Annotated in this window: 12 protein-coding genes; 7 read left to right on the top strand and 5 right to left on the bottom strand. The window is 64.1% G+C overall.

The features are described from left to right. A partial coding sequence (locus FJ418_RS29480) for a VCBS domain-containing protein (protein ID WP_210243172.1) occupies positions 1-550 on the bottom strand: 550 nt, incomplete at its 3' end. A 624-nt stretch (positions 551-1174) separates the two neighbouring features. Then, positions 1175-2668: an ATP-binding protein gene (locus FJ418_RS29475; RefSeq protein WP_140786100.1), complete on the bottom strand. Its 1494-nt coding sequence runs from the start codon at positions 2666-2668 to the stop codon at positions 1175-1177. 234 nt (positions 2669-2902) lie between these two features. On the opposite strand from FJ418_RS29475, the gene FJ418_RS29470 reads away from it, so the two are divergent. Further along, entirely contained in the window at positions 2903-3157 is a 255-nt protein-coding gene (locus FJ418_RS29470) for a hypothetical protein (RefSeq protein WP_140647915.1), read from the top strand. Positions 3158-3778: 621 nt separating this feature from the next. Here FJ418_RS29470 and FJ418_RS29460 read toward each other — a convergent pair. Next, on the bottom strand, positions 3779-4264 hold the full coding sequence (locus tag FJ418_RS29460; RefSeq protein ID WP_140871696.1) for a hypothetical protein: 486 nt from the start codon (positions 4262-4264) through the stop codon (positions 3779-3781). Between the two features lie 188 nt (positions 4265-4452). Here FJ418_RS29460 and FJ418_RS29455 point away from each other — a divergent pair, with 188 nt between their 5' ends. After that, positions 4453-4818, top strand: coding sequence for a RidA family protein (locus FJ418_RS29455; protein WP_140647917.1), 366 nt, complete (start codon positions 4453-4455; stop codon positions 4816-4818). 31 nt (positions 4819-4849) lie between these two features. Next, positions 4850-6082 carry an amidohydrolase/deacetylase family metallohydrolase gene (locus FJ418_RS29450; RefSeq protein WP_140871694.1) on the top strand — a complete coding sequence of 411 codons (1233 nt, stop codon included), beginning with the start codon at positions 4850-4852 and terminating at the stop codon, positions 6080-6082. A gap of 212 nt (positions 6083-6294) precedes the next feature. Here the strand turns inward: FJ418_RS29450 and FJ418_RS29445 are convergent, their stop codons facing one another. Next, the gene (locus FJ418_RS29445; protein ID WP_140871692.1) at positions 6295-8082 is read right to left on the bottom strand and encodes an NAD(P)/FAD-dependent oxidoreductase; all 1788 of its coding nucleotides are present in this window, start codon (positions 8080-8082) and stop codon (positions 6295-6297) included. Positions 8083-8283: 201 nt separating this feature from the next. Next, complete coding sequence (locus FJ418_RS29440; protein ID WP_140647920.1) at positions 8284-9231, bottom strand: MurR/RpiR family transcriptional regulator; 948 nt, start codon at positions 9229-9231, stop codon at positions 8284-8286. Positions 9232-9508: 277 nt separating this feature from the next. Between FJ418_RS29440 and FJ418_RS29435 the strand changes: the two genes are divergently transcribed. The 4 genes from FJ418_RS29435 (at position 9509) to FJ418_RS29415 (ending at position 13831) form a co-directional block, all read left to right on the top strand. Further along, positions 9509-10336 carry an ABC transporter ATP-binding protein gene (locus FJ418_RS29435; RefSeq protein ID WP_140858125.1) on the top strand — a complete coding sequence of 276 codons (828 nt, stop codon included), beginning with the start codon at positions 9509-9511 and terminating at the stop codon, positions 10334-10336. Continuing rightward, entirely contained in the window at positions 10333-11184 is an 852-nt protein-coding gene (locus FJ418_RS29430; protein ID WP_140858127.1) for an ABC transporter permease, read from the top strand. Before FJ418_RS29435 ends, FJ418_RS29430 begins: the two co-directional genes overlap by 4 nt. Positions 11185-11248: 64 nt before the next feature. Further along, entirely contained in the window at positions 11249-12421 is a 1173-nt protein-coding gene (locus FJ418_RS29425) for an ABC transporter substrate-binding protein (RefSeq protein ID WP_140858129.1), read from the top strand. A 318-nt stretch (positions 12422-12739) separates the two neighbouring features. Continuing rightward, on the top strand, positions 12740-13831 hold the full coding sequence (locus FJ418_RS29415) for a Gfo/Idh/MocA family oxidoreductase (RefSeq protein WP_140871690.1): 1092 nt from the start codon (positions 12740-12742) through the stop codon (positions 13829-13831). Positions 13832-13995: the final 164 nt, after the last annotated feature.

Genomic DNA, 13995 nt, shown 5'->3' with positions numbered 1-13995 from the left:
TCGCCGTCAGCGTCGGACTGGCGCTGTCCTCGGTCACATCGGCCACCGTCGGGGTGCCGATCACCGCCGCGTCGTTGGCGCCATTGATCACAACCGTCAGCGTTGCGACACTGAGCGTGCCGTTCGACATCTTGATCGTGTACTGAAACGTGTCAGTGAAGGTCTGGTTGGCGCCTAGCGCCTGGATTTCAGCGCTCAGGCTACTCGCGTCATAGTGAATCTTTCCGTCGGTCCCAATCCAGATTGTCGCACCCTTTTGGGTCGTTTCGGTCGCAGCGGCGACAGACGAAACAGATACGTCCTGTATCAGGAGATCCTTGTTATAATCGGCGAAGGCCTTGTTCGTGACTGTGATGCTGGCCCCTCCGTCGTCGTTCTTGGTGCCGTCATCCACCGAATAGATCGTCGTCTTGGTCCCGCCACCGCTTGCCGCAAGCACGTCGAACGTGAACTGAAGGCTGCCGTCCTCTGTGCCGGATTGAGTCAGATCGGCTGCCGCGCCCGAATTCGAAAACGTGACGGTCGAGCCCGAAACTGTTGTGGTCGCCATTGCCAATTTCCCCCTGTGATCCCTTGCGAACAATGGAAGTGTTCGCCCCAACGGTTACTGCTGATCCTGGTGCAGACGACGCAAGCGGATGCTTCCGCCTGCGGCGGTTGGTCAGGACCAAGCCACTCTGATTGAACGTAAAGACTTCTCTCGCCGAGAGACAAAACCCCACCCCAGAGCGCTTGCACGCTCGCACCCAACATTCCTAGCTGGCGTGCCCCCCTCGGTCGCCGCAATCGCGGGACAAGCATACCTATATTCAGGTATATTAGCTTTTTACGATTTGGAAACCATAACGGAATATATATTGCCGCGTAATGTTAACGATTCATTAGACATTTAACGAATCTGCCATCCCATCGATTGATGCCTGTGTCTCCCAAAGTGGGCTGCGATTTGGAGGGAATGATACGCATCAAAACAAAGACTTAAAGTGCACGGCTCAGTCCGTTTCGGCGCAGCGTCATTTGATGGCGCAGCGTTGACTTCGCATCGCTCGGTCGCTGGCATTTCTGTCGGAAATTTTATCGGAACATGTAGCGCTGCGTGCAACCGACAAAGCAGGCTGGCCGTCAACCAATGGCGCAAAGGCCGCCAGAGCCAGATCGCCAGCGTCTTCCGATGTCAGCCAGCCAGGCTGGCTTGCTCTGCGGCATTCGGGTCGCCCGGCGCGGTCGCCCAGGCGAGTTCGACCAGCGTCACCGTGCGCCGGCCCACGCCGTCGACCTGGCAGACGATGAGGCCTTGCTCCTCGATATAGTCGAGCAGCCGGCGCGCGCGGCGCAGCGAATGCGAGCCGTAGGCCCGCGCGATCGCCGCGTCGCTCGGACATGGCCAGCCTTCCTTCGCCGCGCGGGCGATCATCATGAACACGCCCTGCATGTCCTCGGGCAGCAGCGAAGCGCGCACGGAAACGTCGCGCCAGGCGTCGTCCTCGGCCATGTCGGAGCCGACGCCCGCACGCGCCCGCGTCAGCATGCGGCGGAATTCCGAAAGGTCAGGCACGACCGACGCGAGCCCCTCGATGCGGCAGCGAACGACGAACTCCTGGTAGAGCACGCCGATGACGCGGAACCCGGCATCCGGCTCGGCCAGGATGGCGCGCAGGATGCGGTCCATCCGCTCGCGCCGCTCGGCGAGATCCTCGGCGCTGGGCTGCGGTTCCGCCGGCTCGGGGCGGATGTCCAGCGGCGCGGCCTTGGCCGCCATCAGCTGGTCGAGCAGATCGGGCGAAGGCCGGCGTTGCGGCCTGACCGTCTCCGGCGGCGGCGCCGCGAGGATGATCGCGCGCGCATCTTCCAGCATCGCTTCCGGCAGCGGCATCAGCCGCGGCGTGCCGTTGCGCGGGCTGGTTTCGGTCTGGCCGATGCGCACGCTGAGTGGACGGCGCGACAAGGCCGGACCGAGCGCCATGAAATGCCCGCGCTCCAGGTCGCGGAAAGCTTCGGCCTGGCGCCGCTCCATGCCGAGCAGGTCGGCGGCGCGCGCCATGTCGATGTCGAGGAAGGTGCGGCCCATCAGAAAGTTGGAGGCCTCCGCCGCGACGTTCTTGGCGAGCTTCGCCAGCCGCTGCGTGGCGATGATGCCGGCAAGCCCGCGCTTGCGGCCGCGACACATCAGATTGGTCATGGCGCCCAGCGAGAGCTTGCGCGCCTCGTCCGAAACCTCGCCGGCGGCGGCGGGCGCGAAGAGCTGCGCCTCGTCGACGACCACGAGCATCGGATACCAATGGTCGCGCGCGACCTCGAACAGCCCGCCCAAGAATGCCGCGGCACGCCGCATCTGGTTCTCGGCATCGAGCCCTTCGAGGTTGAGCACCGTCGAGACGCGATGGATGCGCGCCCGCTCGCCCGCCGCCTGCAGGCCGCGCTCGGTATGCTCCTCCGCATCGATCACCAGATGGCCATAGCGTTCGCCCAGAGACACGAAGTCGCCTTCGGGATCGATGATCGTCTGCTGCACCCAGGGCGCGCTCTGTTCGAGCAACCGGCGCAGCAGATGCGACTTGCCGGAGCCCGAATTGCCCTGCACCAGCAGGCGGGTCGCCAACAACTCCTCCAGGTCGAGGGCCGCCGGCGCGCCCGCCGTCGTCTGCCCCATTTCGATTGCAACGGTCATGTCTCGACTCGGATCGTCTCCCTGCGCGCGACGGGCTTACCAACCTGAGCGCGGTGCGTCGAGCATGGGTCGCAGCCGTCGGCTCGGTGTTCCACACCTAAGGGCGGGCCCGTCCCTGGCGCGAATGGCGGCAGGCTGTCGCCAGCCACACTGGTCGGACCACCATTTCACTGGCGCTTTCCAACCATTGGCGTATCATCTTTTTCTGGGAGGGTTCATGGCAGGAGGAGGCCAATGAACGTCGCTGCGGAAGTACCCGTCATGGACCCGACGGTGCAAGACCTTGTTTCGTCTGCTCTTTCGAAATTTCGCGCTGGCGACACCGTCTCGACCCGGGCGATGCTCGACGTCATCCGCCGATCCGACCCGGCCTGCCAGGACAGTGACGACCATCTGATCGAACTGATCGTCATGGCTGCCGTTGGTAAGACCATGGGCGTCGTCTTCGACCACCGCTCCCCGGACGAACGATCGCCGCTTCTGTCATAGGCTGCCGATTGGCCCCAACGTCGTCATGTTGGTGCGTAGCGACGCGAAGCGGGAGCGAAGACCCAAGGATCCTGTGCCATTGAGCCTGCCGAAGAATGCCTGCGGTGCCAAAGCCTGCACCGCTGCGACGCCTCGAAGTTACGGAATGGATCCTCGGGTCTGCGCGCGTCGCTTCGCTCCTTGCTCCGCCCGTAGATGACGAAGGAGAGGCGATCTAGGCCAACCTCCGAAGCAACTTATGCGGAATGGTATGCGCTCAACCGGACCGAGGCTTCTGCAACCAAGAAAGCCGAGTTCGAGGCAAGGCGCCAAAGGATCATTAGCGATGCCGAACGCTTACGCGGCTTCGTCATTCTAGGGCGGAGCAAGGAGCGAAGCGACGCGCGCAGACCCTAGAATCCATGCCGTTACGCGTGCCGAAGAATGCCGCGGTCCAGAAAAAGAGGATGCATACGCAGGCGCTGCGGTGCCAAAGCCTTCACCGCCGCGATGCCTCGAAGGTCACGGCGTAGGATCCTCGGGTCTGCGCGGCCGTTCCGCCCTAGGATGACGAACTGACCGGCGCTTCGGCTATCTCCACAATGGTCGATTTTACCAACGCCGGCGCCGTCCGACGGGCCGCTAGCTTCCCAGCGGATGCGGCATATAGCCGACAAAACCGGCGATCTTCCAGCGTCCGCCGACCTTGCGGCAGAAATAGAGCGTCTGCCATTTGAGCCGGTCGACGCCGCCGTCGGCCTTGGCGATCGAGCCGTCGAACTTCTTGTGCAGCACCGCGCGGTCGCCATCGACATCGATGTCGCGCATGTTGGTGACGCGGAACAGCGCCTCGCGCAGCGGTTCGGCGAATTTCGTCGCCGCGGTTTCCTTGGCCTGCCGCAGCCATTCGTCGCGATAGACCTCCAGCCTCGGGAATTGCAGCCTCCAGGCATCGGCATTGTTGAGGAAATGCGCGTGCATGCCGAAGAAGCTTTCGGCGATGAAATCGTCCTCGACCATCGACCAGTCCTGACCGAGGAAAGCATCGATATCGCGCCGCACCAGCATTTCCCAAAGCGCGTGGCGGTCGGCATCGCCCTCCGGAAACGGATTCTTGTCTAAGGTCATGCTGGATCTCTCCTCATACGCGCGGCCGGTCGGAGGCGGCGTCGAGCGCAAGATGCTCAGGCTTCTGTAATAAAGCAACATGGATTTCGAAAAAATGTTGCTTTCCGACATTGCCTCTAGGAGGATCGTGCCGACGAGCGTAGACGGCTATGTGAACGGTCCCGCTCGATCGCCAGGAGGAGGCTCACTTGCCCAAGCAATGCTTTGGAAAATCGCATGTTCCGCTCTCGCCCGCCGTGCGCGCCGGCGATTTCGTCTATGTCTCCGGCCAGGTGCCGGTAGGCAGCGACGGGCTCGTGGTCAAGGGCGGCATCGCCGAACAGACCGAGCAGGTGCTGCAGAACGTCAAGGCGGCGCTGGCGCTTGCCGGCTGCACCATGGACGATGTGGTGAAGACCACCGTCTGGCTGGAGGATGCGCGCGATTTCGGCACGTTCAACACCGTTTATGCAAAGCATTTCCCGCAGGATCCGCCGGCGCGCACCACCGTCGAATCCCGCCTGATGATCGACATCAAGATCGAGGTCGAGGCGGTCGCCTACCGGCCGCTCTGATCGCGAACACGCAGCAGCAGGGAGTGCACCGATGCAGTTCGATCTCCTGATAAAGGGCGGGCGCGTCATCGATCCCGCATCGGGCCTGGACGCGCAGCGCGACGTCGCCATCGCCGATGGGCGTGTTGCGGCAATCGAGGCCGCCATCGATGCCGAACATGCCACGCAGGTGGTCGACGCCAGGGATTGTATCGTCGCGCCCGGCCTCGTCGATCTGCACAGTCACGTCTATTGGGGCGGAACCTCGCTCGGCGTCGATGCCGACCGGCTCGCCGCCAAGAGCGGCACCACCACCTTCATCGACGCCGGCAGCGCCGGCGCCGGCAATTTCCTCGGCTTTCGCCGCCATGTCATCGAGCGCTCGAAGGTCCGCATCCTCGCTTACGTCAACATCTCCTTCGCCGGCATTTTCGGATTTTCGAACACCGTGTCTGTCGGCGAATGCAGCGACCTCAGGCTTTGCGAGCCGCGCGAGACGGTTGCCGCGGTACGCGAGAACGCCGACGTGGTCGTCGGCGTCAAGGTGCGTTCCGGCAAGCATGCCGGCGGTTCGAGCGGCATCGCTCCGGTGGACCTGGCGTTGGAGGCCGCCGACAAGGCCGGCCTGCCGCTGATGGCGCATATCGACGAGCCGCCGCCGGGCCGCTCGGAAGTGCTGCCCAGGCTGCGCCGCGGCGACATCCTCACCCATTGCTTCCGCCCCTTCCCCAACGCGCCGGTCTTCGCCTCAGGCGCGGTGCGGCCGGACATGCGCCTCGCCCGCGAGCGCGGCGTCATCTTCGACATCGGCCACGGCATGGGCTCCTTCGACTTCGAGGTCGCCAAGGCGATGCTGGCCGAAGGCCTGGCTCCCGACGTGATTTCGAGCGACGTCCATCTCTACTGCGTCGACGGCCCGGCCTTCGACATCCTGGTCTGCATGTCGAAGCTCATGGCGCTCGGCATGCCGCTGGTCGAAGTGTTGCGCGCGGCGACCATGCATCCCGCGCAGGCGATTGCCCGGCCCGAGCTCGGTGCGCTGAAGGTCGGCGGCATCGGCGATGTCGCGGTGCTCAAAGTGATGCCAGGACGCTTCACCTTCGTCGACGCTGTCGGAGCGTCACTGGTCGCGGACCAGCGTCTGGTCTCCAACGGCATCGCCATCGGCGGCAAATGGTGGCCGAACGAGGCGCCCGACCACAATGAGACCGAGCGTTTCGAGGCGCCTGCGCGCCACACGCATGTGGATGTGGCGGCGAGACATTTTGGGCGGGGGTATGATTAGCTGATCTCTCCCTGAGGGGAGATGGCCGGCAGGATTGCGGCGGCGGTGCGTTTGACGAATGACTTCCCCCACTCCGTCGCTGCTTCGCAGCGCCACCTCTCCCCCCTCCGGAGGGAGAGGAAGGGAGCCAGCTGGAATAAGCGCGCGCCTTCCTCTCCCCCGTCGATCGGGGGAGAGGTGTCGAGCGAAGCTCGACGGAGTGGGGGTCGACCTTACCTCGCATTACTCGGCTCGCCATAGACAGGCGTCGCGATCCCCTCCATCCGCGCCTTGAGCTGCAGCGCCACATATTTCGAATAGAAGCGCGACAGCGCCAGGTTGCCGCCGTGGAACCACAGCGCTTCCTGCGCCGTCGGCTTCCACATGTTGCGCAATTCGCCCTGCCACGGACCCGGATCGCCCTTGACGCCGGAGCCCAGCCCCCAGCACGGGCCGACCTTGTCGGCGGCCTCGCGCGAGACGATCCCCGCAACCGTCTCGTTCATCGACTGGTAGCCGGTGCAGCAGACGATGGCGTCGACGGCGAGCTCGCTTCCGTCCTCGAACAGGATGCCGGACGGCGTCAGCGTCTTGATGCCGACGCCGCTCTTGACCTTGATCTCGCCCTTCAGGATCAGCTCGCAGGCGCCGACATCGATGTAATAGCCGGAGCCTGTGCGGTAGGCCTTCATCAGCAGCCCGGTCTCGTCCTCGCCGAAATCGATGGCGAAGCCGCTGTCGCTGAGGCGTTTATAGAAATCCGCGTCGCGCGCCCGGATCGCGTCATAGAGCGCGCGCTGGCCCTTCGGCACCAGCGCGAAGGGCGTCGAGGCCACGATCATGTCGGCCTTGTCGGTGGTGATGCCCCGGGCCAGCGCCTTCTCCGAAAAGATCTCGAAGCCGACATCCATCAGCGTGTCGGATTTCACCACGGTCGTCGGCGAACGCTGGACCATGGTGACCTTGGCGCCCGCTTCCCAGAGATCGACGCTGACATCGTGCCCCGAACTTGCAGCGCCGATCACCGCGACGCGCTTGCCGCGAAATTTCTCGCCGGTGGAATACTGGCTGGAATGCAAAAGCTCACGCTTGAAGCTGTCCGTGCCCGGCAATTCGATCGGCCGCGGCGGACCATAGGCGCCGGTGGCGAAGACGATGTGTTTCGGCTTCAGCGTGACGCGCTGGCCGACGCGGTCGACCACCACCGTCCACACCTTTTCGGCCTCGTCATAGGCGGCGCTGATGCATTTGGTGGCCACCCAGTAGTTCAGCTCCATGACGCGGGTATACATCTCCAGCCAGTCGCCCATCTTGTCCTTGGGCGTGAAGACCGGCCAGTTTTCCGGGAACGGAACATAGGGCAGATGGTCGTACCAGACCGGGTCGTGCAGCACAAGCGAGCGATAGCGGTTGCGCCAGGAGTCGCCGGCGCGCGCGTTCTTCTCGATGACAAGGGTCGGAACGCCCAGTTGCCGCAGCCTGGCGCCCAGCATGATGCCGCCCTGCCCGCCGCCGATCACCAGGCAATAGGGCTGCTCGTGCACGCCGAGGTCGCGCGCCTCGCGCGCCCTGGCTTCCGCCCAGGTTTCGCGTTTGGGGTCGGCCTTGTGGCGGATGCCGAGCGGCCGGGCCGGGCCTTTCCGCTCTTCGAAACCCTTGAGCTCGCTCATCGCGGTGAACAGCGTGCGGCAGCGGCCGTCCTTGAGCCGCAGGATCCCCTCGCCGCGCGCCACCGTCGTCTCGAAGCTGAACCAGGCTTCGACGATGCCATCGTCGACGCCTGGCTCTCCGGTCAGCCGCCAGTGCGACGGCTGCGCCAGGTGGAGCGTGGCCTTCAGCATCGCGCGGATCGCGGCCTGCCCCTCCATGGTCTTGATGTTCCATGTGAAAGTCAAAAGATCGCGCCAGTAGCAATCCTCCGCGAAAAGACCGATCGCAGCGTCGATGTCGCCGGCATCGAGCGCCCGGCCGAAAGCGCCGAGCCAGGTTGCCGCCTGTTGCGATGGTGCGATGTCGAGCATTTTTGTTCTTCCCTCCGAATATAATCGAACGACACGGCCACCTTTGTCGACCTTGTCGAAACTCGCCTTGAGGCGGTCGAGATTCAGGTCAGGCCGAGTCGAGAATGGTGGGTTCCGAGAACCGGAGCGGAGCGTACTTAGGTACGTGAACACCGGAAGCGCAGGAAACCGCCATTTGCAGGCCGGCCTCACCTGAATATCTCAATCCCCCAGCGGCTCCATCTCCTTGCCGGTCCGGTGGATCTGGGCGTTGTATTTGATCCGGCGCACCGTTTCGCGCGCCGGGCCGTCGATCCTGTAGGCGGTCGCCACCGCCAGCAGATCGATGGCCGCCAGGAAAGCATAGCGCGACGCCGTCGGCTTCAGCGTGTCGGGATATTCGGGAACAGCCATCGTCAGCCGCACATCGCAGACGCGCGTCAATTCGGTATCCGGCGCCGTCACGCAGATCGCGTTGGCGCGGTAATGCTTGGCGAGCTCCACCGCTTCGATCACCTCGCGCGTGCGCCCCGTTGCCGAAATCGCGATCACCAGATCGCCCGGCTTCAGCGTCGAGGCGGTCATGCGCATCAAATACGGATCGCATTGCGCGCTGATGGTGATGCCGTAGCGGAACAGGCGGTATTGCGTCTCCTGCGCCAGCGCCGACGAACTGCCGCCGAGGCCGAACACCGTCACCTGCCGCGCCTTGGCGATCAGTTCCGCGGCCTTTTGCAACTGTCCCGGATCGATCTGCCGCTCCGCCTCCTGCAGCGCGCGCCGCGCCTCGCCGAACACCGCGTTCCAGAACGGCATGCCGCTGTCGCCGTTCGCGGGTTGCGGCTTGGTGGCGAGATAGAGCGCGCCGACGACAAGGCTCTGCGCCAGCTTCAGCTTGAAATCGCGCACGCCATCGCAGCCGATGGCGCGGCAGAAGCGGGTGACCGTCGGCTCGCTGACCCCGGCGCGCTGGGCAAGCGCGGCGTTGGAAGCGTCGACCGCATATTTGACGTCGTCGAGCACGACGTCGGCGACGCGGCGCTCTGCCGGCCGCAATTCCGCATAACTGTCCTTCACCTGCGAGATGATATCGGGAATGCGCCGGAGATGGTCGTGCCGCTCGTCGTCCTCGTCGGTCGCTCGCAACGCCTGGCTGTCAGCTTCGGTCATTCGCCAAGTCCTCCCCAGCCCGCTTCTGGAACTATCATCTTCGCGATTATCCGCCCGCTGGCCATAGGCAATCAACCGAGACGGAGTATGTAGGAAAGTAACACACACGGCAAGGGATCATAAAATTTATGAAAACCAAACAGTTAGACAAAATCTGATTGGACCTGATTGCATCCGCCATCTGTCGCCGCTTGACAGTAAAGTAGGATAGTTACAGACTGATTTCGTGGACAGATGGGGCCTCCGGCAACGCATCGCGCAGTCTCCGAGGGGGAGCATGAATACGGCAAGCGCAACAACGCCGAAGCTTGGCGTGCAGGCAGCGACCAAGGTCTATCAAACGGCCTCCGGCGATCTTCTGGCGCTGGATCGCTGCAGCCTGGATGTGCGGCCCAACGAGATCGTATCCATCGTCGGCCCCTCCGGCTGCGGCAAGACCACGCTGTTGTGGTCGATGTCGGGCCTGCATCGCCTGACCACGGGGGCGATCCTGCTCGACGGCAAGGAGATCACCGGCCCGCGGCCCGAGATCGGCATCGTCTTCCAGGAAGCGAACCTCCTGCCCTGGCGCAATCTCGACGCCAACATCAACTTCCCTTTCGAGATCAAGGGCGAGAAACCCGATCGCGCCTGGATCGCGCATCTGTTGAACCGCGTCGGACTCGACGGCTTCGGCGGCAAGTTCCCGCGCGAGCTTTCCGGCGGCATGCAGCAGCGCGCCGCGATCGTGCGCGCGCTGGCGCTGAAACCCTCGGTGCTGCTGATGGATGAGCCTTTCGGCGCGCTCGACAGTTTCACCCGCGAGGAGATGAACCACCTCGTCGAGGAGATCTGGCTCGACACCAAGACCACCATCGTCTTCATCACCCACAGCATCGAGGAAGCGATCTTCCTTTCCGACCGCGTGGTGGTGCTGACGACGCGGCCCGGCCGCGTCGCCAAGGTCTACGACGTGCCGTTCCCGCGGCCGCGCTCGCTGGAAATCATGGCGACGAAGGAGGTTTTCGATCTCACCAACAAGATCAAGATGGACATTGTCGGCGAGCGCGTCCGGCCGAGCACGCCGGAGCGGCCGTCGGCCGAAATCGTGAGGATCAGGCCGTGAGCGGGGGCGACGCCATTCCGGAATTCTCCAAGGTGAAGTCAGGCGGCGATGGCCAGGATGTCAGCCTGACCAATCTTTCGGCCTTCGCCAGCGGCCCCGGCATCAAGTCCGGCGCCGAGGTGGCGGCCATCCTCGCCGTCGCGGTGGTGATCGTCGGCGGCATAGAGCTCGCGCTGCGCATCTTCCACGTGCCGCAATACATCATGCCGCCGCCGAGCTCGATCGCCTACGCCTTGTTCGACGAGTTCCCGCTGATCGCGCCGCATCTCGGCTACACGCTGGTCGAGCTCGTCTCGGGCTTCGCCATCGGCGCCATAGTCGGCCTGGTGATGGCGGCGGTGATCACCCAGTTTCCCTTCGCCGAAAAAATCGTCGCGCCCTACATCCTCATCCTCGTCACCACGCCGATGTTGGCGCTGGTGCCGCTGCTCATCCTGCGCTTCGGCTTCGGCTATACGCCGCGCATCATCGCCGTGGCCTTGGCCGCCGGCCCGATGGTGATGATCAACGCCGCGACCGGCTTCCGCCGCGTCGACAGCGCCAAGATCGCTTTGGCCCGCTCCTATGGTGCCAGCACACTGCAGATCTTCTGGAAGATCCGCGCGCCGATGGCGCTGCCGATGATCCTGGTCGGGCTGATGATCGGCGCGATCTTCGGGCTGCTCACCGCCGTCGGCGCCGAGATGGTCGGCGGCGGCTTCGGCCTCGGCAACCGGCTGACCTCCTATTCGTCGATGATCCAGATGCCGCAATTCTTCGCGGTGGTGCTGATCCTCTCGACGCTCGGCATCCTGATCTACGTGCTGTTCTTCCTGATCGGCAAGAAATGGGCGAGCTGGGAAACATAAGCGCGAAAGGACGAGGTCGCCCGGGAGGCGGGCGAAGGCAAGCAATCAACAAAAGGGGAATGCCATGATCAACGAAAGCTCATTCGACACAGCGACAAGAGCGGGCATCAGCCGCCGCTATTTCCTGCAGGTGACGGCGGCCGGCGTCGTGACCGCCACCGCGCTCGGCGCGTCTGGCCTGAAGGCCAGGGCGGCGGCTTATGAGAAATTCACCTGGATCTCGCCGCGCGGCACGCTCGAGGTGCTGGACGACTATCCCTACTGGTCGGCCAAGAAGGCCGGCTATTTCGGCGACCTCGCCACCGACATGCAGCCGGGCCCGTCGGATGGCACCGCGACGGTGAAGTTCGTCGATGTCGGCCAGGCCGACATGGGCTTCCCCTCGCCCGGCGTCTTCTCCTTCGCCATCCAGAACGGCATGAAGCTGAAGTCCGTCTTCCACATGGGCGCGCGCGACACCTTCAGCATCGCCTTCCGCAAGGGCCAGGGCACCAAGAACCTCAAGGATCTCGAAGGCAAGACCATCCTGCTCGGCTCCGCCGCCTGGCAGGCGATCGTCGATCCGCTGCTTGCGGCCCAAGGCGTCGACATCAAGAAGGTGAAATATGTCGAGGCCGGCTGGCCGACCTGGGGCACCGCGCTTGCCGGCGGCCAGGGCGATGCCGCGCTCTCCTGGGAGGGGCTGCGCGCCGAATGGATCGCCAAGGGCCTCGACTTCGAATACTGGCTCGGCGTGCAGAACTCGAAGCTGCCGGCCAACACCTTCGTCGTGCGCGCCGCCGATCTCGAGGACGCCGACAAGAAGGCTTTCCTGGAGAAATATCTGCGTGGCTGGGCGATGGGTCTCGAATTCGGCTACCAGAACCCGCGCGCCGCGGTCGAGGCCGTGTTCGAGCAGTTCCCGACCTTGGCCAAGAACCTCGGCCCCGAACTCGGCACCACCTCGATCCTGCAGCAGATCAACGTCTTCCGCGGCGACATGGACAAGCGTGGCGGCTGGGGCTCGCACGACATGGCGAGCTGGCAGGGCTTCTTCGACGAGATCCTCAAGATCGGCCAGATCACCGCGCCGGTGAAGGCCGAGGACGTCTGCACCAACGACCTGATCCCGGCCGCCAACGACTTCGACAAGGCCAAGGTCAAGGCCGACGCCGACGGCGTGAAGCTGTCGGAAGGCTTTGCCGCGCTCGACGTCGACAAGATCAAGGCGCACCTGTTCGATTCGGCCGTGAAGTAAGGGGGCTGGCTCCTTTCCTCTCCCTCCGGAAGGGGGAGAGGTGGCGCCGCGAAGCGGCGACGGAGTGGGGGAAGGCGTTCGCCAAACGCGTAGCCGCTGCAAGACAGGCACAATCTGGCGCGCAAGAAACCAGGCGCGCGGCGAAGGTCGACCCCCACTCCGTCGAGCTTTGCTCGACACCTCTCCCCCGATCGACGGGGGAGAGGAAGGGGCCGGGTGATGAGCGGCGGCGCTGACCTAAGGTGGTTGTCCCAGATAGGCATACGAGCGGCGATCGATCGCCGCCCATGACTGAATCAAGAAATTAGGGAGGCTGAAATGGCCGACAAAGTTAAAATTCTGGTGGTTGGTCTGGGCAATATGGGCGCCTCGCATGCCAGCGCCTATCACCGCTCCGACGGCTTCGAGATCGTCGGCATCATGAGCCGCAGCATCAAGAGCAACAAGAAGATCCCGAAAGAACTCGCCGGCTACCCGCTCTACGAGGATTTCGACCTGGCGCTGAAGGAGGCCAAGCCGGACGCGGTCTCCATCAACAGCTGGCCGAACACGCACGCCGAATACGCGCTGAAGGCGATCGCCGCCAACTGCCATGTCTTCATGGAAAAGCCGCTGGCCACCAACATCGCGGACGCCGAGAAGGTTGTGGCCGCGGCGCGGGCGAAGTACCGCAAGCTGGTGCTCGGCTACATCCTGCGCGTCCACCCGTCCTGGATCAAATTCATCGAGGTCGGCAAGACGCTCGGCAAGCCGTTGGTGATGCGCCTCAACCTCAACCAGCAGAGCAGCGGCACCGCCTGGCACTGGCACAAGAACCTGATCGATTCGCTGATCCCGATCGTCGACTGCGGCGTGCACTATGTCGACGTCATGTGCCAGCTGACCGGCGCCAAGCCGGTGCGCGTGCACGGCATCGGCGCGAAGCTGTGGGCCGAGGCCGACAAGCAGAATTACGGCCATTTGCACGTCACCTTCGATGACGGCTCGGTCGGCTGGTATGAGGCGGGCTGGGGCCCGATGATGAGCGAGACGGCCTATTTCGTGAAGGACGTGGTCGGTCCCAAGGGCGCCGTCTCGATCGTCGCCGGCCAATCGGGCAGCAGCGCCAAGGACGCCGAGGAGGTGTCTGATTCCGCCGACATCGACCGCCACACCAAGACCGACGCGCTGAAGATCCATTATGCGCAGGTCGACGGCGACAAGAATTTTGCCAAGCCCGACGAGATCGTCAGCATGGAGGACGAACCTGGGCATCAGGAGCTTTGCGACCGCGAGCAGGCCTTCTTCCTGCGCGCCATCCGCGAGGATCTCGATTTGACCGAACAGATGGATGCCGCGGTGAACAGCCTGCGCATCGTCCTGGCGGCCGAGCAGAGCATCGCGGAAAAGCGCACCGTCGAGCTGGGCTAAAGCCGTCGCTCCCTCATCCGGCCGCCTCGCGGCCACCTTCTTCCCTGCGCGGAGAAGAGGTTGGCGCCGACGCCGACAATCTCTTCTCGCAGCGGGGAGAGGCCAGCCGAGCGAAGCGGAGGCTGGGTGAGGGCGAGTACGGGTCAGTTCTCAGCTGACAGCAC

Source organism: Mesorhizobium sp. B2-8-3 (assembly GCF_006440815.1).
GTDB lineage: Bacteria > Pseudomonadota > Alphaproteobacteria > Rhizobiales > Rhizobiaceae > Mesorhizobium.
The sequence above is the reverse complement of the archived record's forward strand: the minus strand, read 5'-3'. Positions and strand labels throughout refer to the sequence as shown.

Bases quoted from the DNA above. Each gene is read 5' to 3' on its own strand.
- FJ418_RS29475 (WP_140786100.1), bottom strand. From the start codon at position 2,668: ATGACCGTTGCAATCGAAATGGGGCAGACGACGGCGGGCGCGCCGGCG.
- FJ418_RS29470 (WP_140647915.1), top strand. From the start codon at position 2,903: ATGAACGTCGCTGCGGAAGTACCCGTCATGGACCCGACGGTGCAAGAC.
- FJ418_RS29460 (WP_140871696.1), bottom strand. From the start codon at position 4,264: ATGACCTTAGACAAGAATCCGTTTCCGGAGGGCGATGCCGACCGCCAC.
- FJ418_RS29450 (WP_140871694.1), top strand. From the start codon at position 4,850: ATGCAGTTCGATCTCCTGATAAAGGGCGGGCGCGTCATCGATCCCGCA.
- FJ418_RS29445 (WP_140871692.1), bottom strand. From the start codon at position 8,082: ATGCTCGACATCGCACCATCGCAACAGGCGGCAACCTGGCTCGGCGCT.
- FJ418_RS29440 (WP_140647920.1), bottom strand. From the start codon at position 9,231: ATGACCGAAGCTGACAGCCAGGCGTTGCGAGCGACCGACGAGGACGAC.
- FJ418_RS29435 (WP_140858125.1), top strand. From the start codon at position 9,509: ATGAATACGGCAAGCGCAACAACGCCGAAGCTTGGCGTGCAGGCAGCG.
- FJ418_RS29425 (WP_140858129.1), top strand. From the start codon at position 11,249: ATGATCAACGAAAGCTCATTCGACACAGCGACAAGAGCGGGCATCAGC.
- FJ418_RS29415 (WP_140871690.1), top strand. From the start codon at position 12,740: ATGGCCGACAAAGTTAAAATTCTGGTGGTTGGTCTGGGCAATATGGGC.